Annotated in this window: 21 protein-coding genes; 14 read left to right on the plus strand and 7 right to left on the minus strand. The window is 48.9% G+C overall.

Annotation, left to right across the window (positions count from 1 at the left end; genetic code table 11):
• Positions 1–116 precede the first annotated feature (116 nt).
• Positions 117–2,180, plus strand: a complete 2,064-nt coding sequence (locus tag J1C60_RS08110; RefSeq protein ID WP_128174815.1) for a S9 family peptidase — start codon at positions 117–119, stop codon at positions 2,178–2,180.
• A 1-nt stretch (position 2,181) separates the two neighbouring features.
• Here the strand turns inward: J1C60_RS08110 and exoX are convergent, their stop codons facing one another.
• Positions 2,182–2,841, minus strand: coding sequence for an exodeoxyribonuclease X (gene exoX, locus J1C60_RS08115; protein WP_128174813.1), 660 nt, complete (start codon positions 2,839–2,841; stop codon positions 2,182–2,184).
• A 124-nt stretch (positions 2,842–2,965) separates the two neighbouring features.
• Positions 2,966–3,196 carry a DNA polymerase III subunit theta gene (locus J1C60_RS08120; protein ID WP_128174812.1) on the minus strand — a complete coding sequence of 77 codons (231 nt, stop codon included), beginning with the start codon at positions 3,194–3,196 and terminating at the stop codon, positions 2,966–2,968.
• Positions 3,197–3,429: 233 nt separating this feature from the next.
• On the opposite strand from J1C60_RS08120, the gene yobA reads away from it, so the two are divergent.
• The 6 genes from yobA (at position 3,430) to J1C60_RS08150 (ending at position 8,577) form a co-directional block, all read left to right on the plus strand.
• Positions 3,430–3,801 carry a CopC domain-containing protein YobA gene (gene yobA / locus J1C60_RS08125; RefSeq protein ID WP_128174810.1) on the plus strand — a complete coding sequence of 124 codons (372 nt, stop codon included), beginning with the start codon at positions 3,430–3,432 and terminating at the stop codon, positions 3,799–3,801.
• 3 nt (positions 3,802–3,804) lie between these two features.
• On the plus strand, positions 3,805–4,683 hold the full coding sequence (gene copD, locus J1C60_RS08130) for a copper homeostasis membrane protein CopD (RefSeq protein WP_128174808.1): 879 nt from the start codon (positions 3,805–3,807) through the stop codon (positions 4,681–4,683).
• A 138-nt stretch (positions 4,684–4,821) separates the two neighbouring features.
• On the plus strand, positions 4,822–5,163 hold the full coding sequence (locus J1C60_RS08135) for a YebY family protein (RefSeq protein WP_128174806.1): 342 nt from the start codon (positions 4,822–4,824) through the stop codon (positions 5,161–5,163).
• Positions 5,164–5,885: 722 nt separating this feature from the next.
• The gene (locus J1C60_RS08140; protein ID WP_128174805.1) at positions 5,886–6,260 is read left to right on the plus strand and encodes a DUF6232 family protein; all 375 of its coding nucleotides are present in this window, start codon (positions 5,886–5,888) and stop codon (positions 6,258–6,260) included.
• 441 nt (positions 6,261–6,701) lie between these two features.
• Positions 6,702–7,649 carry a VirK/YbjX family protein gene (locus J1C60_RS08145; RefSeq protein ID WP_128174803.1) on the plus strand — a complete coding sequence of 316 codons (948 nt, stop codon included), beginning with the start codon at positions 6,702–6,704 and terminating at the stop codon, positions 7,647–7,649.
• 535 nt (positions 7,650–8,184) lie between these two features.
• A complete protein-coding gene (locus tag J1C60_RS08150) occupies positions 8,185–8,577 on the plus strand; it encodes a barstar family protein (protein ID WP_128174801.1) in 393 nt (130 codons plus the stop codon).
• Positions 8,578–8,766: 189 nt separating this feature from the next.
• Here J1C60_RS08150 and rsmF read toward each other — a convergent pair whose 3' ends face one another.
• From rsmF to yebS, 3 genes are all read right to left on the minus strand, one after another.
• Positions 8,767–10,155, minus strand: coding sequence for a 16S rRNA (cytosine(1407)-C(5))-methyltransferase RsmF (gene rsmF / locus J1C60_RS08155; RefSeq protein WP_220485574.1), 1,389 nt, complete (start codon positions 10,153–10,155; stop codon positions 8,767–8,769).
• A gap of 147 nt (positions 10,156–10,302) precedes the next feature.
• On the minus strand, positions 10,303–12,936 hold the full coding sequence (locus tag J1C60_RS08160; RefSeq protein ID WP_128174797.1) for a PqiB family protein: 2,634 nt from the start codon (positions 12,934–12,936) through the stop codon (positions 10,303–10,305).
• The gene (gene yebS, locus J1C60_RS08165) at positions 12,905–14,155 is read right to left on the minus strand and encodes a membrane integrity lipid transport subunit YebS (protein ID WP_128174796.1); all 1,251 of its coding nucleotides are present in this window, start codon (positions 14,153–14,155) and stop codon (positions 12,905–12,907) included. Before yebS ends, J1C60_RS08160 begins: the two co-directional genes overlap by 32 nt.
• Before the next feature lie 261 nt (positions 14,156–14,416).
• Here yebS and J1C60_RS08170 point away from each other — a divergent pair, with 261 nt between their 5' ends.
• The 4 genes from J1C60_RS08170 to htpX all read left to right on the plus strand — a co-directional run bounded on the left by J1C60_RS08170 (position 14,417) and on the right by htpX (position 18,894).
• On the plus strand, positions 14,417–14,917 hold the full coding sequence (locus tag J1C60_RS08170; protein WP_128174794.1) for a GAF domain-containing protein: 501 nt from the start codon (positions 14,417–14,419) through the stop codon (positions 14,915–14,917).
• 96 nt (positions 14,918–15,013) lie between these two features.
• Positions 15,014–15,706 (plus strand): RNA chaperone ProQ, encoded by a 693-nt coding sequence (proQ, locus tag J1C60_RS08175; protein ID WP_128174793.1) that lies wholly within the window; start codon positions 15,014–15,016, stop codon positions 15,704–15,706.
• Between the two features lie 19 nt (positions 15,707–15,725).
• The gene (gene prc / locus J1C60_RS08180; RefSeq protein WP_128174791.1) at positions 15,726–17,768 is read left to right on the plus strand and encodes a carboxy terminal-processing peptidase; all 2,043 of its coding nucleotides are present in this window, start codon (positions 15,726–15,728) and stop codon (positions 17,766–17,768) included.
• A gap of 244 nt (positions 17,769–18,012) precedes the next feature.
• On the plus strand, positions 18,013–18,894 hold the full coding sequence (gene htpX, locus J1C60_RS08185) for a protease HtpX (RefSeq protein ID WP_128174789.1): 882 nt from the start codon (positions 18,013–18,015) through the stop codon (positions 18,892–18,894).
• A 90-nt stretch (positions 18,895–18,984) separates the two neighbouring features.
• Here htpX and J1C60_RS08190 read toward each other — a convergent pair whose 3' ends face one another.
• Complete coding sequence (locus J1C60_RS08190; RefSeq protein WP_164877256.1) at positions 18,985–20,397, minus strand: MFS transporter; 1,413 nt, start codon at positions 20,395–20,397, stop codon at positions 18,985–18,987.
• Between the two features lie 163 nt (positions 20,398–20,560).
• On the opposite strand from J1C60_RS08190, the gene kdgR reads away from it, so the two are divergent.
• On the plus strand, positions 20,561–21,352 hold the full coding sequence (gene kdgR, locus J1C60_RS08195) for a DNA-binding transcriptional regulator KdgR (RefSeq protein WP_128174787.1): 792 nt from the start codon (positions 20,561–20,563) through the stop codon (positions 21,350–21,352).
• A 112-nt stretch (positions 21,353–21,464) separates the two neighbouring features.
• Here kdgR and J1C60_RS08200 read toward each other — a convergent pair whose 3' ends face one another.
• Positions 21,465–21,701, minus strand: a complete 237-nt coding sequence (locus J1C60_RS08200) for a YobH family protein (protein WP_128174785.1) — start codon at positions 21,699–21,701, stop codon at positions 21,465–21,467.
• 229 nt (positions 21,702–21,930) lie between these two features.
• Between J1C60_RS08200 and J1C60_RS08205 the strand changes: the two genes are divergently transcribed.
• Together J1C60_RS08205 and J1C60_RS08210 are read left to right on the plus strand one after the other, a co-directional pair.
• Positions 21,931–22,206: a YebO family protein gene (locus J1C60_RS08205; RefSeq protein ID WP_128174783.1), complete on the plus strand. Its 276-nt coding sequence runs from the start codon at positions 21,931–21,933 to the stop codon at positions 22,204–22,206.
• Positions 22,207–22,351: 145 nt separating this feature from the next.
• Complete coding sequence (locus J1C60_RS08210) at positions 22,352–23,356, plus strand: MBL fold metallo-hydrolase (RefSeq protein WP_128174781.1); 1,005 nt, start codon at positions 22,352–22,354, stop codon at positions 23,354–23,356.
• Positions 23,357–23,689: the final 333 nt, after the last annotated feature.

Consider the following 23,689-nt stretch of genomic DNA (forward strand, 5'->3'; position numbering starts at 1 on the left):
GAAAAAGGTGCTTCTGACCCGGGATGATAGATGTCTTTTCTTACCCTTTATCTCTTGGCAGCTCTCGGCTGAAATGCCACCCTTACGGTATGTGCCACAACGATACTGAATAGACTATGATTCCGCCAAAAGCTAAAAAAATTCCTTATTCGATGACACAGCATAGCGACACCCGCATCGATGATTATTACTGGCTGCGTGATGATCATCGTGAAGATAGCGAGGTGCTGGATTATCTGCACGCTGAGAATGATTACGCTGATAAAGTGATGTCAACCCAGGCGGCATTGCAGGAGCGAGTGCTGAAAGAGATTATCGAGCGTATTCCACCACAGGATCATTCTGTTCCTTACGTCAAAAACGGCTATCGCTATCAGCAACGGTATGATGCGGGAAATGAATATCCCCTCTATTTGCGTCAGTTGGCTACGGCCAGCGATACTGCATCATGGCAAACCCTGCTTGATGCCAATGAGCGTGCCGCGCACAGTGAATTTTATACCTTGGGCGCGCTGGAGATCAGCCCTGATAACCAGGTTATGGCGCTGGCGGAAGACTTTCTTTCCCGCCGACAATACGGAATTCGCTTTCGTCATCTTGTCAGTGGGAACTGGTATCCTGAAGTGCTTGAAGACGTCTCAGCCAGTGCGGCGTGGGCAAATGACTCGCGCACGTTTTATTATGTGCGTCAGGATAAAAATACGTTGCTGCCCTGGCAAGTATGGCGGCATACGCTTGGTGAACCACAATCATCCGATGAGCTAGTCTATGAAGAGCAGGACGATGCTTTTTACGTCGGCATTTATAAAAGCCTGTCGGATCGGTTTATTTTGATTGCGCTTAATAGCAGCACAACCAGTGAAACGCTATTGCTGGATGCGGAAGTTCGGGATGCGAAACCGCAGATTTTCTGCGCACGACGTAAAGATCACGAGTACAGCGTCGAACATTACAAACAGCATTTTTATGTCCGCTCCAATCGCGAAGGCAAAAATTTTGGGCTGTATCGCACGAATGTACTCGCGGAATCTAACTGGGAAACGCAGGTTCCCGCTCGCGATAATATCGTACTGGAAGACTTCCAATTGTTTCGTGACTGGCTGGTACTCGAAGAGCGCCAGCATGGGCTGACCCGCATTCGTCAGTTGGCTTGGCTCGGCGGTCAAGAGATTAACATTGCATTTGATGACCCAACGTATGTGAGTTGGCTGGGTTATAATCCCAACCCCGAATCGAGCGCGCTGCGCTACGGTTATTCGTCAATGACCACGCCATCGACGTTGTTTGAGCTGAACATGGACAGTGGCGAGCGCCAGGTGCTGAAACAGGCTGAGGTCAAAGGGTTTGATGCGAATCAGTACCGAAGTGAACGCGTGTGGGTGAGGGCGCGCGATGGCGTCGAGGTGCCCGTTTCGCTGGTTTATCATCACCAACACTATCAGCCGGGTAAAAATCCTCTGCTGATATATGGTTACGGGTCGTATGGCAGCAGCATGGACGCGAACTTTAGCGCCAGCCGGTTAAGTTTGCTGGACCGCGGATTCGTGTTTGCTCTGGCACATATTCGCGGCGGGGGAGAGCTGGGGCAACAGTGGTACGACGACGGTCGATTGCTGAATAAAATGAACACCTTTAATGACTTCCTTGATGTTACGCACGCGTTGGTAGCACAGGGATATGGCGATGAAAAACGCGTGTATGCCATGGGGGGCAGTGCAGGTGGCCTGTTGATGGGAACTATTATCAATATGCAACCGTCCCTCTTTCATGGCGTGGTGGCTCAGGTGCCTTTTGTCGATGTTGTGACAACTATGCTTGATGAAACTATTCCGCTGACGACGGGGGAATATGATGAATGGGGCAACCCCAACGAACAGCGCTATTATGACTACATCAAACAATACAGCCCCTACGATAACGTGAGCGATCATGTTTACCCGCATATGCTGGTCAACACCGGTCTGCATGATTCCCAGGTGCAATACTGGGAGCCGGCGAAATGGGTAGCGAAACTGCGCGAGTCTAAAACCGGAGACAGCCTGTTGCTGCTGTGCACGGATATGGACTCAGGCCATGGTGGTAAATCAGGAAGATTTAAGGCTTACGAGAGTGTTGCATTGGAATATGCTTTTTTGATCGCGCTGGCGCAGGGCACGCTAACTGCCGAAAATGCCAGCTGATTCATGCTGGCAGATGGCGCAGCATTGCGGTGCGCAGTTCGGCTTTTAAATCCGGGATATTTGCCAGCATCCACTTTAAATAGCCCGGGTCGCGCTTTGCTACCTCGGCAATTTTATGTCCGCGGTACTTACCAAACGGAAATGTCTCTGCCGAATTGCGTTGCTGCATGCGATTGGACATCTGGATCGCGTTCCAACCTGATGTTTGCATAATACGGATCAGCAGTGATGCCGTTACATAGCAATCGAACAGCGCCCGGTGGGCATGAAGATCCGCAGGCGGAGTCACTTCTAACTGAAGGCTTTCCCGCAGTGCCTGATTGCCATATTTCCGCCCGGGCCACAGTGCTCTTGCGAGTGTCATTGTGCAAATCCACTCGCCATGCATTTCCGGCAGTATGCGACGATCGAAGCTGGCATTATGTGCAACGTAATATGCACTGCCATGATAGCGGTCAATCACTTGCTCAATGGTGGGTTTGCCTGCCACCATTGCTTCTGTTATCCGATGTACAGCCATTGCCTGGCGGCTAATAGGGCGATCGGGGCAGATTAAATCGCTCATCGGATTTACAATCTCACCATCAATCACATCGACGGAGGCGATTTCAACAATCCCGCCTTGCAGCCCACAGGTTTCTGTATCAATTACGCGTAGCATGCATCACCTTCGTTACCCGCTTGCCCGAGTAGCCTGCGGGTATACCTGATCTGTCTTAACGTTTGCATCATGTTGGCTCAGAGTCCATTACCCCGCAGGGTAAATGGGAATATCCGTTCAGGCGTTATTTCTGTTTTGGTTCATAAGGAAGACGCGACAGGCTCAGGGATGCCTGACGGTAATGCGCCAAACGCTGCCGGAACCAGTCGCGTAAAGATTCTGGCTGCTCTCGCTCTACCATTTCAGCGATGGTTGGCATGTTATAACGCTCTTTAAATGCGACGCCAGCAGCGGCTAAATCTACGTTTATTTTGTCTTTCTCTTCTTGCGGCAGGATCGCCAGATTTTGATGCATTATTCTCTCCTGTGGCAACCAAAATAGCCGATGACGGCATGGACCAACCCAAGTGTCCCTGGAACTAACCCTACATGAGCCAGGCCGTTAACCCTCAGATTATTTCGGGTATGCCACGGCTTGGCAAGCCCCGTATGCATTGATTGCCGTTATCGCCTCGACAGCGTGATAGTTGCAGAGTATTCTTCGGCCTTTGTCACAGCCTGCGGGCTGCAGCTCAAAAGGATGGCACGATGCGTAAATTCAGTTTCCCCTCAAGCGCAGCGCTACTGATTACGGGCGTGGCTTTCTCCCAGACGGCAATGGCCCATGCGCACCTGAAAACACAATATCCGGCAGCCGATGCCACAATGGATGTTTCTCCGCAGGCGCTAACATTGAGTTTTACAGAAGGTATTGAACCTGCCTTCAGCGGTGTTGAGATGATGACTCACGATCGCCAGGCCGAACCCATGGCAAAAGTAGAACGAGATGCAAACAACCCTGCCCAGCTAATTGTTCCCCTCAGTCTGCCGCTAACCAGTGGAAATTATCAGGTAAACTGGCATGTATTATCGGTTGACGGTCATAAGACCAAAGGAAATTACACTTTCAGCGTGAAATAGACTATGTCACTGAGCTTACTGTTTATTCTTTGCCGCTGGTTGCATTTTACAGCACTGATTTTGCTGGTGGGTGCCGTATCTTATACTGCATTACTGGCCCCAAAATCTTTTAGGTCACATCTCATTTTACGATTGTATCCTCTGATACAGGGCACATGCGTGCTGACATTGTTTAGTGCAGGTGCGTTACTGGCAGTACAAACCGGTTTAATGAGCGGTGACTGGCACGATATCGGCGATAGTGAAACCTGGTTGGCAGTGCTGGGTACACGCTTTGGTCAGGCGTGGCAATGGCAAATATTCCTTTCAGCCGCTGCCTGCCTGGTATTTTTATATCTTAGAGTGAAGCGCCAACTGGTGTTGTTTGTGTTGGGACTGGTGCAATTGTGTGGGTTGGCATTTGTTGGGCATGCCACGATGTTAGAAGGATGGGCGGGGGCCTTACAGCGTTCAAATCATGCCATACACCTTATCTCTGCTGCATTTTGGGCTGGCGGGTTGCTGCCACTCCTGTTATTGATGCAGGAAGTGAGTAAAATCACGCTACGTGATGATGCCATCCGTACCATGATGCGTTTTTCACGTTATGGACACCTCGCGGTAGCACTGGCTATCATCACCGGCATGGTCAATTCAATTATGATATTGGGATGGCCGCTGAGCAGTTTTGCTGCTTATAGCCAGTGGTTGGCACTAAAGATATGTCTGGTGGCGGTCATGATAATGATTGCCTTATTTAATCGTTATTGGCTGGTACCGCGATTTCAGCTGGTGGGCGAGGAAGCACACCAGCGCTTCATCCTGATGACGAAGATTGAACTGGTGATTGCTATCGCCGTCGTGTTTGTGGTTAGCGTATACGCCACATTGCCACCCGCTTAAAAAATGGTGTGTTACCGACGTGAAAACTGTTTGCAGACAGCGACGTGGAGGCAGTCATCCAGACGGTAATGTGAAGTATAACGATATATTTTATTCTGCGCCTGAATGTTGGGTGCTTTCAGTGAGGTTAGAAACCCGATGAAAAAACTGGTTTGTTTGCTGCTTTCAATGGGGATTTGCGGTAGCGCGCTGGCGTCATCTCAAATTATTACCGTGAGTCGTTTTGAAATAGGTAAAGAAAAGTGGCCATTTAACCGCGAAGAGGTCATGTTAACCTGTACCGAACGGCACGAGTTATTGGCGATTAACCCCAGCACGCTGGCGAAATATCCATTAAACGATTCGGCTGCGGCGTCACTGAGAGCGGGGCAGATACAAATGCAGCCTATTAGCGTGATTCAGGCTGATGATGCGAAAAACCCCGGACAGAAAATGAGTCTTCAACCAATAATTGAGCGTGCAGCTAAGCTTTGTCATTAAGCGTATAACAACATTTTGCGGATGCCATGGAGGGCATCCCTCCCCGTTTTTCACGCGATACATTTCAGTCTACAAATTCAGTCGTGCTATCTGTATTCGGTTGTTACATGAACCCACTCCCGGTAATTTACCGATTTTGCACTGCGCTGCAACCCGAATGATTCTGGGCATACCGCTCACCTGCTAGCGAATGTTTCGAGGGTTGGAAAGGTTGTATTGAGATTTCTGCCATCCCGATCACAGAGTACACTTCTTTCTTTCTGACACAGCCTCTTAGCTGGAAATTCCATCCGTTTTGTCTACCCTTTAAAGGGCATGGCGACCTCGCCTGCATTAATGCCAACTTTTAGCGCACGGCTCTACCAAGAGCCATTCCCCTGGACCGAATACAGGAATCGTATTCGGTCTTTTTTTTACCCCCCCTTTCAGGTTTGAAAAGCAGTAAAGTTATTCAATCTCAATCAGTTAACGGAGTTTTTTTGCCCTGCATTACTCAGTCAGATTCTGTGTCGCCACTTTTTCGCGCCATGAACGTCAGTGGATCGCAAAAAATAGCCCCCGCTTTGATGGTGAAGATGGGAGTGTCGGTCGCTTTTTAGCATACCGGATATTCATTGGTTGGACTTAAACAGGCAGGGTAATAAAAACATTCCCAGGTTTTGCTAATCATTAAATTTTGTTAATCTATTTACTCTGTTACTTCATGGGATTAGGGATTAAAAATGGAAGAAGTTGAGTTTTTTAATGATGGTAAAGTCAGTGTTTCAAGCGCACGATTTCGTGTTGGTGCCAGCACATATGCAATGCAAGGGGTGACATCTGTAAAAAGGGGGCAAAAAGATGCTAATAAATTACCTGCGATACTCATGGTCGCAATTGGCCTGTTTATGCTAATAGGGGTTGAGCATTTTGGACCTAAATCCTTAGGTGTGCTTTTAATTGTAATAGGCGTTGTATTGTTTAAGAAATTAAAACCCGAATTCAGTGTTTATTTAAATAGTGCGTCGGGGGAAAGCCAGGCTCTGCAAAGTAAAGATAAAGGCTATATAGATAAGGTTATCGAAGCGCTAAATCAGTCTATCGTTCATAGAGGCTAACGATAAGTTATTGCCAGGTCACATCGGCACCACCTCTTAGAGAGGTGGTGATTAATGTCGAATAGCCTGAAAAATACGCGAGGAATATTCCTGTCTACGCATGGGCAAGAAAACAGCGACTAAATGATCGTTGGTGGCATCGGCACTTATCCTGATGGTATAGAGCATACACGGGCTGGCTATTTTTTTTAAAGCGCCCATCTCAGGCATTATGACAGCGTCAATAAAATACTGCGGGTTGAATGACGTTAACGCATACGCGGGGTTAATAGCAACGAAGCAAAAAACCAGCGGGTCTATCGTGTAACGTCGTGGAGGCGGGGAAGTTAAACGAATCCGCAACGTTATGAGGAAAAATTCTGCCTGTAAAGTGTTATTACCATGCTGTTTAAGTTCGATCTGTTGAAATGAGCGGAATATTCAAAATACGGTGATCGCATTATGTCACAGCTCATTTTATCACGGACGTCATCTACACCTGAAACTGGCTATCAACTACTTTCGGCTTTAGTGAAGGGTGATATCAAACCTGGTCATTCATGGAACCGAGCCGGATACCGTACTAAGTATTTACTACGAACCTTGACAATGCCCATGCTCAGCATGCAATTGTTAAATAATCTGGCTGCGACTCCGCATTTATCCCGTATTTTGCGGGTGCAACCCGCGCTGCCACTTAAGATGCATCGCCCCTATCTGGCAGCCACGTTAACGACTCAGCAAGTGGTCGATGCACTCAGTCAACATTATCACTACCTTGCGGCGGATTGCCCTTCAGCCATGTACGATGCCTGTCTTTCTGCCAGTGGTTTTACGCTGGTACGGATCGCTGGCAAAAACGATGAAAGTTATGTCATCAAAATGCGTTCAATGGACAAGTTAAACAAAGAAGGCGAGGTTTCACTGCTGTTTGAGACAGAAGATGGCACCATGCTGGGCTCCACTACTTTTTCTATATTTCAATTCAGACAGCGAAAAACACTGTTTATTGGTGGTATGCAGGGAGCAAAACAGGAAACACCCCATCAGGCTATTCAGCAGGCAACAAAAGGTTGCCAGGGACTCTTTCCTAAGCGCTTACTGATTGAAGCGATTTGCCGGCTTGCTCTGAGAATGAAAGTTGAACAAATTATTGCCGTCGGTAATAGCACCCATATTTATCAAAACTGGCGTTACCACTACAAGAAAAAGGATCAGTTGTTTGCTGATTATGATGCATTTTGGCAATCACTGGATGGTGAACGGATCGATGGCGATTATTTTCGTTTGCCTGATCATATTACCCGTAAAGACCTGGAAGAGATTGCCAGTAAAAAACGAGCGGAGTATCGCCGTCGCTATTTGCTGCTGGACAGACTTGAGGACGAGATAGATAACCACTTCAGTTAAGTCACGGACGGGATGATTTATGCTCCGTGCCAGACGCGGGGCATGGATTGCAAGTCGAAGGCTGGGCAGGAGGCACTATGGTGTATATCAGAAAGGTCAGATCAAACGACTCAGCGCAATAAAAACAGGAAAACGACGTTATTAATATTGTCGTTTTATACAGCATCGGTAAGAGCCCGCAATAAATTTCGTGGCCAATAGAACGTATTACCCCACGATAAATAAATGGGCTAACCTTGCTAAAGTTTCCAGCAGGAACAGACTGCTCATAAAAATCAGCAATAACGTTAGATAAAATTGTTTACGGTTCCCCACGATTTTCTCCCGAGCTTATTTCCTTACTGGTCGATTATGACTGGTGAGTATCCGCAGCTAGCCTCTTCTGGTTACTTCATGTCCACCTGACCACCTCGTGCTACTGCAATGAGTCTTGGCTTACAGATATAATAAATTGTGCGTTTCAGATGGCAGTACTCTTCTGACAAACATTTTGGGTAAACGTTCAGCAGGAAATCCTCTTTAAAAGGGTAATAAAATGCAAAAAATACTGACTATAGAAGGCGATAGCATCACAGACATCCCTTCATTTTATGCACAAATTAATGCGATTTTTATGCAGGGTGAAGACTGGGTCCTGGCAAACAGTCTTGATGCATTGGATGATTTGTTTTATGGCGGTTACGGTACGCTAAAAGGGGAAAAATGTGTCACGTTGATCTGGAAAAATATTGAAACTTCGCGGGTTACCCTTGGCTATGAGGTCACCCGGGCCTTTTATGAAAATAAGCTGCAATACCCTGAAAAATTTAACGTAAAACTGATCAATCAGCAGCTTAATGATCTGAAAAACGGGACAGGAAAAACATACTTCGATATTGTGCTGGAGATTATTGCCTCGCATCCGAATATTGAGTTTAGCGCGCAGTAAGCTGTCTGCACGTCCTGTTCACGCGGGCCGCGCGTTAGTCACATCGCCCACTTTAGTGACAACATAAGCGATACGACTTGAGATTGATAGTCTTGCCGCGCCTGCCATTCTATCGGCCGCGTGGCGAAACAATAGCGCAGGATAGTGAAGAGTTGCGATTAATACACTATTCTCAAGTCCCGCCTCAATTCAGGCTTTAAATAATTTACCGTCGCGGACCAATTCGCGCGGATAACTGTTTTTCAAGCGAGTGCTAACCTTCTTAGCCAGACCGATAGGACGTTGTTGATAAGTCACAATAACTTCGTCACGTGGCAAGGGCGCCGCAGGATAGATATCACGACCGCGATACCACTCTTCTGCTTCCGTTTCACTGAGTTCAACGCTATTGTCCGGCCGGGGTTGAGCCAGGGCGATAATGGCCTCATGCTGCCAGCGATATCCTTTAGGGAAGGTTTCGGCGAGTTTCAGTCCAATACGCGAGAAACGAACCTGACCGAACAGAGGGGTGATCGTTGTCGGGAATAACCAAACTTCTTTATCACGCAACCACGGGGAAAGCGCGCTATCCCAGATAATGCCTGCTTTATTGGCTGCAGCGCTAATATCATTGGCCTGCTGGCGGTTTGCTGGTGTGAAGGGGAACTGACCAACTTTATAGCCGGGTTTTTCCATCGGTGCTATAGACGCGGTTTTACGCAGGCGCGCAACAAAAAATCCTTCACTGTCGAAAAGGTGAGGAAAGACATGCAGAAAACCGTCGACGGTAAGTGCCTGTTCCGCGCCGTTGAACAACTGGGTGAGCGGTAATACCTGTACGGCCTCCGGATATTGCTGCAATAGCCAGTGCACGACCTGCTGATTCTCGGTGTGATTCAGTGTACAGGTTGAGTAGATCAGTACACCGCCGGGCTTGAGAGCATGAAAGGCGCTGTCGATGAGATCGCGCTGTGTTGCCGCAATATTAGCCGTGCTTTCCGGTGACCAGTTGCGTAATGCATCGGGATCTTTACGTATAACGCCCTCACCGGAACAAGGCGCATCCAGCAGAATGGCATCAAAGGTTTCAGGTAGGGCCGGGCCAAATACGCGGCCATCAAAATGTGTGATACCCGTATTGCTGACGCCGCAGCGGCTAAGATTTGCATGTAAGACTTTCACCCGACTGGCCGAATATTCATTCGCCAGGATGGCACCCTGATTAGCCATTTTTGCGGCCATTTGCGTGGTCTTTGAACCTGGCGCTGCGGCCATATCCAGTACCAGATCTGGTTGAGGCTGTGCATCAAAGAGTGCACTAACCGGCAGCATTGAGCTGGCCTCCTGGATATAAAACAGGCCACTAAGGTGCTCGGCGGTACTGCCAAGTGGCAGTGAGTCGGCGTCTTCTCGTGAAATCCAGAAACCATCTTTACACCACGGTATAGGCGTTAATGCCCAATGATAAGGCGCAACCTGCTTCAGGAAGTCATCTACGCTGATTTTTAAGGTATTAACACGCAGGCTACGGCGCAGTGGTTGCTGGCTTATCGCAATAAATGCGTCAAATGCTGCCGTATCAGGCAAGGCTTCACGCATGGTATTGAGGAAAGCATCGGGAAAGTAAACGGGAGAAGAGTGAGCCACTGACCGGGTTCCATACAAAAAAAAGTACGATGAGTGTAACACAGGAACGAAAAGGGTAGAAAAGCAGCGGGCGCAATGGACGCCCGCTGTAAACCAAAACTAGCGAGGAATTGCGGTTCCCCATTTACGCCACTCTTTGGGTTCTTCATCCTGAAGCAGGAAATGCTTGTTTGAAGTAGCTTGCGGTGCCAGCGGCACGGTCGGTGGTGTCGCAAACTGAATGCCACCACGAATAAACTGCTGCAGCGTTCCTGTTTTTACGACGCCGCCGATCAGACCAAAATCAAGGTTATAGCCGGAAGCCAGCCAGAAAACCGAATTATTACGCACCAGATGCTGATATTTTTTGCTGATACGCAACGTCACCTGTACCCGGTCCGCCATACTGCCGAGCGATGTTCCGGTAACGGTGCCGACCTCTATACCACGAAACAGCACCGGAGTGCCTATGGAAAGCGAACCTCCTTCCGGCGTATCCACGACAACACTTAGGCCATCAAGATAGCGCGCATCCGTAATGGTCGACTCCTGGAGTTCAAAGCTACGTGCTGCGCGTCCCTTGCCGGGATCGACATTAATATAAGGCTGCAGTAACGTTTCCAGATGGTTAACTCCGGTGGCGGATATCTCTGGGGAAACGACGGAAAAACGACTTCCCCAGCGGGCAAAATCATCAACATATTCCGGATAAAGAACCGCCTTCGCGATGACCTGATTTTTATCGGGATTCAGTGCCAGTGACTCTACCTGCCCAATATTAATGCCGAGATAGCGGATCGGCATACCTGCGGCGAGTTTGCTGGCATCAAAGGTTTGTAGTGAAATCTGGCTACCCACCGCGCGGGCGGCAGTTTCGGAAGCATAGAGCACCCGTTTCTGGTCGTCATTAAGACCCGCGCTGGCACCGCTCATGTTATCGAAGCTGATTGCCCCTTTCAGAGCGCGGTTAAGCGGCGAAGCCTGAACCGTCAGACCGCTGCCGTTGAGTTGTACGCGCGCGCCACCTTCGGCCCAAAAAACGCTATTCGGCGTCAGCAGCTTGCGATATTCAGGTTTGATATGTACAGAAACGTCAAAGGCATTAGCCTTAGGTGTGACATCAACAATTTCACCAACCTGAAATTTACGATACAGCACCACGGAGCCGGCCTGGATATCCGGCAGGCTGTTCGCGGTCAGCATTAGTGTTGTTGGTGGCCGATCGCTGATAATGCCTTCACGGGCTTTCTCCGCATCGGCGTATAGAGGATAGCTCTCTTTACGCTCACCTTTAGCACCGGGTTCCAGACGAATTCCGCCTTCTACCCATTCACTGGCGCTGGCACCTAAAACCTGCATGCCGTCGAGTCCGAATTTAACATCCAGACGGCTATTCATGATGAATTTACTGTCGCCATGCACCAACCGGCGGTATTCGGGAGCGATAGCAACCTCGAAGCTGACGCCTTTTTCATCTAACTGACGTTTGATAACCTGTCCAATCTTCATACCGTGCAGCATGATCGGTTGGTCAGCATCAATACCATAACTTTCGGGGGCGGTGAGCCTCACCGTTAATACATCCGGCTGTTGCAACATCGATTCACTACTGGCGAGTACCGTAAAGTGGCTTTGGTGCTCGCCTTCACCAGGTACCAGCTCCAACGTGTTGCCGGTCAGCAAACTGCTCAGACTGGTATCCTTCAGGCTGATTTTTGGGCTGCGCATCTCAATACGCGTACCGGTACGCATCAATCCCACGACCGAAGGATCGACCGTCATCTCGCCTTTGACCTTACCGCCAGGCTGTAATGTCAGCGCGGTGAGGGTGCCTACCTCAAGCCCCTGATACATTAATGGTGTACTGTTCGCTTTAAGATTTTTTCCATCTGGCAGGTCAAGAGTAATGCTTACCCCGCGCTGGCTATGGGCTAAATCAGGATAGAGCTCGTAATTTTGATCGGATTTTGCCTGTTCAGAGCCATCAGGCGAATCAAACGCCACGGCGCCGTTGACCAGTGCCGCCAGGCTTTCAAGCTGGACTTTCGCTCCGCCCAGACCGACGTCGGCTTTCACGCCGGAGACATTCCAGAAGCGACTCTCTTTTTTAACAAGATTGGTAAAGCGACGTTCGATGAGAATATCTACCGTGACGCCCTGATTTCCGGCGTTAATGCTGTAATCATAAACGCGGCCTACCGGGATTTTGCGGTAATAGACGACGGAACCCGTGTTGAGTGAGCCGAGATCGGCTGTATGAAGATGAATGAGCATCTCACCAGTGTTAACGCGGTATTTCGGTTGGGTGTCCAGCGCGACAAAGTTTTCTCGCGGCTGACCCTGACCCGGCATCATGCCAATGTAATTACCGCCAACGAGCGCATCAAGCCCGGAAACGCCCGCCAGCGAGGCTTTCGGGGTAACCAGCCAGAACTGGGTATTATCACGTAGCGCATCTTTCATATCGCTCTTGATGCTGGCTTTGATCTTAATCGTACGAAGATCGTCCGTCATGCTGATCCCCTGAACCAGACCAACCTCAACGCCTTGATAGCGAATTGGTGTTCTGCCCGGAACAATACCGTCAGCTGAAACGAAATCAATGGTAATCGTGGTACCGCGCTCCTGATAATTCGTCCAGAGCAGCCAGCCTGCAATCAGCAGCGCAATAAACGGTAGCAGCCAAAAGGGCGATATTCTGCGTTTATTACGCACCCGAGCTTTAGTCGGTGTAGTCGGCGTTTCCTGTTGCATGTGCATCCCAAAGTAATCGGCTATCCAGCCACTCAACGGCAAGGATAGTGAGAATAACCGCTGAGCCAAAGAAGAAGGCTGCCGGTCCCATGGTAAAAGCCAGAAGCTGATCGCGATTGACCAGCGACATGGTAAGTGAAATAACAAACAAATCCAGCATTGACCAGCGTCCAACCCAGCGTACCAGGCGTAGCAAACGCATGCGTGTTTTCAGACCGTGTTCACATTTAAAATGAATGCTTAACAGCAGCGTGAGCAGCACAATCACTTTTGTGAAGGGAACAAGGATACTGGCAATAAACACGACAGCTGCGATGGGGATATTATCCGAAGCCAGTGACAGTGTGCCGGAGAAGATAGTATCTTCCTGCCGCGAACCGTTAAGATAAATGATAGATATTGGCATCAGATTAGCAGGCAGCAGCAGTACTACGGACGCAATTAAGGCCGCCCAGGACTTTTGCAGACTTTGATGGCGGCGAAAATACAGCGGCGTGTGGCATCGTGGGCAGCGCCCATATCTATCCGGTGTGCCGGTAGAATGACAGCTCAGGCAAACCTGTAACTTCGACGTATCAATGTTGATGTGGCTTTCCGGCTGTGGGTAGAAGCGCTGCCAGAGTTGCTCAACGTTGAGATGAATAAGCGTAAGTAAACTGAGCAACGTCAGGGCAATAAAGGCGCTCAAACCCACACCTAACTCAAGATCTGCATAGTCCTGTACCTTAATGGCAGCAACGATGATACCGATCAGGTAGATATCCAACATTACCCACTCTTTCAGTCGATCCAGCATTAACAGTACCGGGCGCAAATTCATACCCAGCCGCTGACCAAAGAACAGATAGATAATGGCAAGCACCAGCGTGATGGGGGCGCCAACGGTGCAGAACGCTACCATCGAAGCCGTTAATACATCACCCTGTTGCGCCATTTGTATAATGCCACCCAGCAGGCTGGCGTTAATATTGGCGCCAAGAAGGCGAATATCGACCAACGATTGGCCAAAGGCGAATGGCATCAACAGTATCATCGTGGCAGCCATTGTTACCAGGCGCGCCATCGACCAGTCCCGGCCACCAGGAATTCTGGCATGGCAGCGTGGGCAATGTGCTGACTGGCAGGATTTCACATCCGGTAAGGAAAAAAGGGTATCGCATTGTGGACAACGCTGATAACGTTCACGGGGCAGGGCATGGCTGATGGAATGTATTTTCATATTATTATGATGCTGCAATGCCCATTTAGTACAGGTAATAAGCAGAAAGCGTTATCCGTTCAGGATACGCTGTCACGACGGTGAAGATTGAAGGTAAATGTTAATGTTAATGTTAATGTTAATGTTACAGTCTGTTTTACGACTAAAAGGTTATCTTATCTAACAGTATGATTCACCTTGTCTGCCTGGACAATTAATGCTTATTTTAACGGATGGTGCAACGGCAGGACACCATTCAATTGTATTCACAATGGTTAATGAATGAACAAACAAGAGTTTTATACGGATTTAGACCGTGATTTGCGCGCTTTGCTTACCGGCGAAACCAGTTTTCTCGCAATAATGAGCAATTGTAGCGCGCTTTTATATGAACGTCTTGAGGGTATTAACTGGGCGGGATTTTACTTGCTTACTGAAGCTAACACTCTGGTGCTTGGCCCATTTCAGGGCAAAATCGCCTGCGTGAGAATTCCTGTAGGGAAAGGCGTATGCGGCACGGCCGTGGCGGAAAAAAGCGTACAACGCGTGGATGATGTTCATGCTTTTCCGGGGCATATCGCCTGTGATGCTGCCAGCAATGCTGAAATTGTGCTGCCGCTGATGGTCAATGGCGAAGTTATTGGCGTTCTTGATATCGACAGCACGGTTTTTAATCGCTTCGATCAGGATGATGAAATGGGCCTGAAAACCCTTTGCGACGGGCTTTGTCAGGCCCTTTCCGGTAGCGATGTGGAAAAATTTATTCACATGAAACGCACCTAAAGCGCTGGATCACGTAGCAATTGCCGATGGGCTCATTATAATGTCGCCTGTTCATGCCTGCGCTGGTTGGCAAACCCGTTGTAATCAGGAAATTTCATGGAAAATCAACCTAAGTTGAATAGCAGTAAAGAAGTCATCGCCTTTTTGGCAGAGCGTTTTCCAAACTGCTTTAGCGCCGAAGGCGAAGCACGTCCGCTCAAAATCGGTATCTTTCAGGATCTTGTTGACCGTGTGCAGGGCGAAATGAGCCTGAGTAAAACTCAGCTCCGCTCTGCGCTTCGTCTTTATACATCCAGTTGGCGTTATTTGTATGGCATCAAGGTTGGCGCGTCGCGTGTAGACCTGGATGGCAATGCCTGCGGTGAGCTTGAGCAACAGCATGTTGATCACGCGCGCAAGCAATTGGAAGAAGCTAAAGCTCGTGTACAGGCTCAACGCGAACAACAGCAGGCGAAAAAGCGTGAAGCCGGTGAAGAAACAACGCCGCGTCGCCCACGTAAGCCTGCCGTGCGCAAGCCCGCTGCAGCCGCTGAAGGCGAACAGCCGCGTAAACCGCGTCCAAAGGCGCCGCGTCCTACTCAGGATCGTGCAGCTGCTCCGGTGGAGCATCAACCTCTGGCGCAGCCCGTTACCGATACTGCTGCATTACAAGTGGGCCAGAATATTAAAGTCAAAGCAGGTAAAAGCGCGATGGACGCGACCATTCTTGAAATATCAAAGGATGGCGTTCGGGTGCAGCTCGCTTCCGGCATGGCTATGATTGTGCGCGCAGAACATTTGCAGTTCTGAAACGGAGGCCAACCAGGGCATGAACAAAACGTTTAAAATGACAATGATTGCGGGCCTGCTGATGGCAGGCAATGTATTTGCCGCAGAAAATATCACGCGTGCGAACCAGATACCCCAACTGAGTCAGGAGCCGCAACATGCCACGGTTAGCGAGCGTGTTACCTCCCGCTTCACCCGTTCGCACTATCGCCAGTTTAAGCTTGATCAAGACTTCTCAGCCAAAATTTTCGATCGCTATCTGAATATGCTGGATTACAGCCATAACGTACTGTTGGCTTCAGATGTGGCGCAATTCTCCGATAAGAAAACGACGCTGGGTGACGAGTTTAAAACGGGGCAGCTACCGGTTTTTTATGACTTGTACAACCTGGCGCAAAAACGCCGATTTGAGCGCTACCAGTATGCGCTCTCTGTACTCAGTAAACCGATGAATTTTACCGGCAACGATACGATTGATATCGAGCGCGCGAAAGCGCCGTGGCCAAAAAGCGTGGCAGAGTTGAATGGGCTCTGGGATGCTAAAGTTAAATATGATGAATTAAGCCTTAAACTCACCGGCAAAGATGAGAAAGAGATCCGCGAGATTCTAACAAAACGTTATCAATTTGCTATCCGCCGTCTGGCGCAGAGCAACAGTGAAGACGTTTTCCAACTTGCGATGAATGCGTTCGCGCATGAAATTGATCCGCACACTAACTATCTTTCTCCACGCAATACCGAACAGTTCAATACTGAAATGAGTCTCTCTCTGGAGGGAATCGGCGCGGTATTACAGATGGATGATGACTACACCGTTATCAATTCAATGGTGGCTGGCGGGCCGGCAGCGAAGAGTAAAGCAATTACCGTGGGCGATCGCATTGTAGGTGTAGGGCAGCCGAATAAACCGATGGTTGATGTCATTGGCTGGCGCCTTGATGATGTTGTTGCGCAGATAAAAGGGCCGAAGGGCAGCCGGGTAAGGTTGGAAGTTTTACCTGCGGGTAAAGGCACCAAAACACGTGTAGTCACGTTAACCCGTGAAAAAATCCGTCTGGAAGATCGCGCAGTCAAAATGTCGGTGAAAAACGTCGGCAAGCAGAAGGTTGGCGTACTGGATATTCCCGGTTTTTACGTTGGGTTGACTGACGATGTTAAGGTTCAGCTACAAAAACTGCAGAAGCAAAACGTTGACAGCATCGTTATTGATTTGCGGACTAATGGCGGCGGCGCTTTAACGGAAGCGGTATCGCTTTCTGGCCTGTTTATTCCGAGCGGCCCGGTGGTGCAGGTTCGTGACAATAACGGAAAAGTACGTGAAGACAGTGATAACGATGGCATTGTTTACTATAAAGGGCCGCTGGTTGTTTTAGTGGATCGCTTTAGCGCCTCTGCGTCTGAAATCTTTGCGGCGGCAATGCAAGACTATGGTCGTGCCCTGATTGTGGGTGAGCCAACCTTTGGTAAAGGGACCGTGCAGCAGTATCGTTCGCTGAACCGTATCTACGATCAAATGTTGCGTCCTGAATGGCCTGCACTGGGCTCGGTTCAATACACCATTCAGAAATTCTATCGTATCAACGGTGGCAGTACACAGCGCAAAGGTGTTACGCCTGAATTGTTGATGCCGACCGGAGTTGAAGCGGTGGAAACTGGCGAAAAATTTGAAGATAACGCGCTGCCGTGGGATAGCATTAATGCGGCGACCTATGTTAAGACCGGCGATCTGAAGCCGCTGGAAGCGCAATTGCTGAAAGATCACAACGATCGCATTGCGAAAGATCCGGAGTTCCAGTACATCATCAAAGACATTGCGCGGTTTAATGCCCTGAAAGCGAAACGTAATATGGTTTCACTCAATTTCGCTCAGCGTGATAAAGAGAACCATGAAGAGGATGCACTGCGTTTAGAACGCATCAACGCCCGCTACAAGCTGGAAGGTAAAAAACCACTGGCGAATCTTGATGATTTACCGAAGGATTATAAAGAACCCGATCCCTATCTGGATGAGACAGTGAAAATCGCAAACGATCTGGCTCAACTGGAAAAATCAGTGTCTTCGGGTAATACCGTGACGAAATAAGCCATTTCCTTCCTGAAAAGGCACTGTTATCGCAGTGCCTTTTTTATTACCCGATGTGGCGTAATTATTCACACGATTCTGTTACTTTCTAAGCGTAACCATTATCAGTGTGGAAAGTGCGACAAAATGTAAAGTTATGTCTTTTTAAACACTTAAACGTTAAGGTCGCTTGAATTGTTGCCGCCAGCCCATAGGATATATATCCGTATAGCTGTACTCAATTAACCGAGGAAGATTAAATTTTATGATGCGTATTGCGCTTTTCCTGCTAACCAACTTGGGTGTCATGTTGGTCTTTGGGCTGATCCTCAGTCTGACAGGGATCCAGTCAAGCAGCGTGCAAGGCCTGATGATTATGGCAGGCCTGTTTGGCTTTGGCGGTGCGTTTGTTTCACTGCTGATGTCAAAGTGGATGGCGTTGCGCTCCGTGGGCGGTGAAGTGATTGAACAGCCGCGTAATGAGACGGAACGCTGGCTACTGGAAACGATCAGTCGCCAGGCACAGCAGGCAAGTATTGCGATGCCACAGGTGGCGATTTATCACGCACCTGATATTAACGCGTTTGCAACGGGTGCACGCCGTGATGCTTCGCTGGTTGCGGTTTCAACGGGTTTGTTGCAGAACATGAGCCGTGATGAGGCTGAAGCTGTACTGGCCCATGAAATTAGCCATATCGCAAATGGTGATATGGTGACCATGACCTTAATCCAGGGCGTTGTGAACACCTTCGTGATTTTTATTTCACGCATTATTGCGCAAGTTGCCGCTGGTTTTCTGTCGGGTGATCGTGAGGAAGGTGAAAGCAGCAATGGTAATCCGATGGTCTACTTTGTTCTGTCCATGGTACTTGAATTAGTTTTTGGTATCCTGGCCAGCATCATTACCATGTGGTTCTCGCGCCATCGCGAGTTTTATGCCGACGCCGGTTCGGCGAAACTGGTGGGACGTGAAAAAATGATTGCGGCGTTGCAGCGATTAAAAACCAGCTATGAGCCGCAAGAGGCCAGCAGCATGATGGCATTTTGCATCAATGGTAAATCTAAATCGCTGAGCGAGTTGTTTATGTCGCATCCAACCCTGGATAAGCGTATTGAAGCTCTCCGCAGCGGACAGTATCTGAAGTAACCGTGGTGTATCCCACCCGCATATTTAGCCGAATGGTGTGAGAGATAACGACGTGAAAAGCGACGCGATAGCGTCGCTTTTTTTATGTGGTCAGGAGCGGACTACCGTGGGTTGCATAAGACGCATAGAGCTAACAACGGCTGCCAGAGTGGAAAAACATCCGGCCAGAATCAGTGACGCGTGTGTACCGTGGCTGCCGGATAGGTTAAACATTAGCGCGACGAGTGCGGCTCCACTGCTTTGTCCGAGTAAACGCGCCGTGCCGAGCATACCACTGGCACCACCGCTACGGTGTCGGGGGGCGGAAGATATTATCGTGTGGTTATTGGGGGATTGAAACAGACCAAAACCAGCGCCGCACAGTATCATACGCCAAATGATATCCACATCACTCGGCGATGTGGGCAACAGCGCTAGCGCGAATAATCCTATGGCAAACACCGCCAGGCCTATCCCGCCCAGTAAGCCAGCATGGTAGCGCTCGATCAATCGTCCCGCGATCGGCGCCATCACCATGGTTGCCAGAGGCCAGGGCGTTAATAAAAGCCCGGTTGCCACCTCGCTACGGCCTAATACACTTTGTAGAAAGAAAGGTAAGGAAACCATGGCTAGCATTTGTGCGCAGAAAGAACAAACCGATGTGCCGATAGACAATGAAAAAACGGGAAGGCGCAGCAGGTCTACAGGAAGCAACGGAAAGGGCAGTTTTAGCTGCCGACGGATAAATAATGTTCCAATGATGAGTAAGGCTACAATCTCCGCTGCAATAATTTCTCCGCGCTGGCCTTGGGCAAAACCACTCAGTGCCGACAACAGTAAACCAAAAGTAAGTGCATTCATTATCGCGCCAGGAATATCAAATCGCTGACCCTGCGATTTTTGAGAATTATCCGGCAGGAAGCGTAATGCCAGCCACAGTGCTATTACACCGACGGGAATATTGATAAAGAATAGCCATTGCCATGAAGCTATTGACAGCACGGCGGCAGCGACCGTTGGGCCTGCAGCCGTTGACACTGCGACAATCAATGAATTAATCCCCATTCCTCGCCCAAGTAGCCGCTGTGGATAAATAATGCGGATGAGTGCGGTATTTACGCTCATCAACGCCGCCCCGCCAAAACCCTGCAACACGCGCGCAAAGGTGAGCATTTCAAGTGAGTTTGAGAGCGCGCAAAAAAGAGACGTACAACTGAAAAGCACCAACCCTGCCTGATAAATTCGACGATAACCAATGATATCGCCCAAAAAAGAGAGCGAAAGCAATGAAATGATAATAGCCAACTGATAGGCATTAACGATCCAAATGGATTCAGCCGGGCTGGCATTGAGATCGCGTGCGATTGTCGGCAGCGCAACATTGGCGATAGCGCCATCCAGTACGGCAACAGTAATGCCTATTGCGATAGCGATGATCGCGCCATAACGTTGGGGAACAGGTAAACCATCCATCTGAGGAATTTGCGGCATAATTGGGGAAGTCAATAGAGTGAATATCATCATGCTAATGATTTTTTTATCATAATGCACCGTCTTTAGCCGGGAAAGCACGCTTTGAGTGTATCGATACAATTCAACTGATTTCATTGCAGACTTTATTGATGAAATCGTATACTAGAAATAGTGTTCCATTTTTTGTAAAACAATTTTAGAAAGGTTAATCCTCATGGCTAATGCAGATCTGGATAAACAGCCGGATTCCGTCTCTTCCGTGCTTAAAGTCTTTGGTATCTTACAGGCGCTGGGCGAAGAGCGTGAAAATGGTATTACTGAGCTTTCGCAGCGCGTAATGATGTCCAAAAGTACCGTTTATCGATTTCTGCAGACCATGAAGTCACTGGGTTATGTTTCACAGGAAGGCGAGTCAGAGAAGTATGCGCTGACGCTAAAGTTGTTTGAGTTGGGTGCTAAGGCGTTACAAAATGTGGATTTAATTCGTAGTGCGGATATTCATATGCGTGAGCTGTCACGCCTAACCCGGGAAACCATCCATCTTGGCGCGCTGGAAGAAGGTAGTATTGTTTATATCCACAAGATTGACTCCATGTATAATTTACGCATGTATTCGCGTATTGGCCGCCGCAATCCATTACACAGCACAGCGATTGGTAAAGTGCTGCTGGCATGGCGAGACAGCGCAGAAACGCATGAAATTTTACAGGACGTGGAATTTAAAAGAAGCACTTCTCGCACGGTTGGTAGTGAAGATGAGCTGATGCTGGTTTTAGCGTTGGTTAAAAAGCAGGGCTTTGGTGAAGATAACGAAGAGCAGGAAGAGGGATTACGTTGTATAGCCGTGCCGGTATTTGATCGTTTCGGCGTTGTGATTGCCGGATTAAGCATCTCTTTCCCTACTATCCGCTTCTCAGAAGAGAGCAAAAAGGATTACGTCGCGATGCTACACCGTGCGGCAAAAGCGCTTTCTTCGCAAATGGGTTACCACGACTATCCCTTTTGATACTGTCGGGTAGGCGAATATTGCCTGTTGCGCCGTTTATCATGATGCCAACAACAACATGGGAATATAAGCGGGGAGAAGAGGCAGCCGCTGCCAATCGGCTGCTTCATAATTAATTATCGACCACTTCCGTACTCTTCTTCAGGATCGGGCAGTCCGTCACGCCAACGATACCGCTATCGGTATGCAGGTATTGTGCGGTGACCATACCACGCGCGGTTAAATACTGGCATTGCAACCCCATCCCAGCCACGTTTTTATTGCTGCCGATTAATACGCCATAGCCGGTTAACAGCATTGCCAGCCAAATAATGGCCAGCACCATGATGATACGAATAGCGAATCTCATTTCGTCTCCTTGTTGAAATTTGACAGCATTCCACGCTTTGCCGCCAGTGTTTGTCATAGCAGGATGCCTGCTGTTTCTTCCTGAATCGATCGGAGGAAGCTGAAAGAGGGCGCCAGCTAAAGGAATTTTTGAGGCTGGCTATCATTTCAGGTTATAGCAGGTAAAATCGACAGCGTTATGTTGGGCACCTGGTTCCGACGTGTGAAAGCACGGCAATATTGAGGCACGTATGAATGAGATAGCGAATGGCGCGATGGGTTTTGCGCCGATGGTATTGATTGTTGCTCTGATCGTTATTGGGTTGATCGCGTGGTTCTTTGTCAACCGAGCCAGCGTTCGGGCAACCGAACAGATTCGTCTTTTAGAGGCGCTGCTGGATGAGCAGAAAAAACAAAATGCAATGCTGCGTCGTTTAACGGAGCGTATGGTAGGGAGCGATCAAAGTAAAAAGCGTGACGATGATGAAGAAAGCAAGGATTTTACGCGGCTCATCCCAGAGCGTTAATCGGGAGTAAAATCGGTCGGCTTCACGCTGTCTTGTCTACCTTTTGGCAAACTTACCTGAGTTACCCTTGCGGCGATGCGCGGCGTCGCCATTCCTGACAGTAAATTGAATTATGCAGGTTGTATCTTGCGGAGGAGAGTGAGCGGTGGCATGGAAAAATCAGTGGTACGATCCTACGAAATTACACCATACGCCGGAAGGTTTTCGTAATCCGGAGGCTGACCTGCGGCAGCAGGGTGATTTACAACGCTGGCGTAAAGAACGTAAGGCGCAGGGGTTGCCGCATCCACCAATGGCCGGCTATGACGGTTTTATTTCTCAATGGTGGCAGCCCGCTGATGTTTCCGGCCATGATGATGCGGTTTGGTGGCTGGGGCACGCTTGTCTGATGCTGCGTATCAGTAATCGTTATATGCTCATCGATCCCGCTCTTTCTAAACGGGCATCCCCGCTACGCTTCTATGGTCCAAAACGTAAAACACCTGCTCCGTTAGCGATTGATGCGCTCCCTGCGTTAGATATCGTTCTGGTTTCCCACAATCACTATGATCACCTTGATAAGCCAACGATTAAAAAAATTCTGCAGCGCTTTCCCGATGTGCTGTTTATTGTGCCTTTGGGATTGCAGTCGTGGTTTCACCGGCTAGGCGCGCGCCATGTCAAGCAATTGGATTGGTGGGAATCTTATCAGAGCGATAGCGTGACGATACATGCGGTGCCCGCCCGCCACTGGAGCATGCGATCATTAAAAGATCGCAACCGCTCTTTATGGTGTGGCTGGACGATTTGCTCGGAAAAACTGCGCTTCTGGTTCACCGGAGACAGCGGGTACAGTGAAAATCTGCTGGATATCCATCAGCGTCTGGGGCCATTTAACCTCGCGGCGTTACCTGTTGGCGCTTATGCACCAAAATGGTTCATGCAGGGGCAGCATATGGATCCGGAGCAGGCCGTGTCGTTACATCGCGCCCTTGGCTCTCCGTTGTCTATACCTATCCATTGGGGCGTTTTCGAGTTGGCCGATGAGTCGTTGGATGCACCACCGCAAGAATTATCGCGGGCAATGCGTGCCGCGGGACTGGATGAGCGCCGATTCAATGCCTGGCGAATAGGGGAGCGGATGCTGCTCAATAATATTTACCAGGGATAATCCTAAACGGTAAAGTTAAAGCCAGAGAGACATTTCTTCGCGTTATTTGTTTATCACCGATAGAGATAGCGTGAATTAACTTATAACAAACATATTTGCATTTAATTGGGGCGGACTGAAATATAGTCTCCTGATTTTGGTGCAATTTAATTATTAAGCTGTACGACAAGAAGCTGAATTGTACAATTTTCCTTGCATCAGGTTTAACAACATTTCTTCTTCACTGTGCTAGTGGAATTTGGCATTAGCTTGCCATATTTGTGCAATACGCTTGCGATAAAGTAAGGCGTTAGCCTGAAAACACAATAGACTGAGCTGCATGTTCAGGCTAAA

It is taken from the genome of [Pantoea] beijingensis, assembly GCF_022647505.1.
Taxonomy (GTDB): domain Bacteria; phylum Pseudomonadota; class Gammaproteobacteria; order Enterobacterales; family Enterobacteriaceae; genus Erwinia; species Erwinia beijingensis.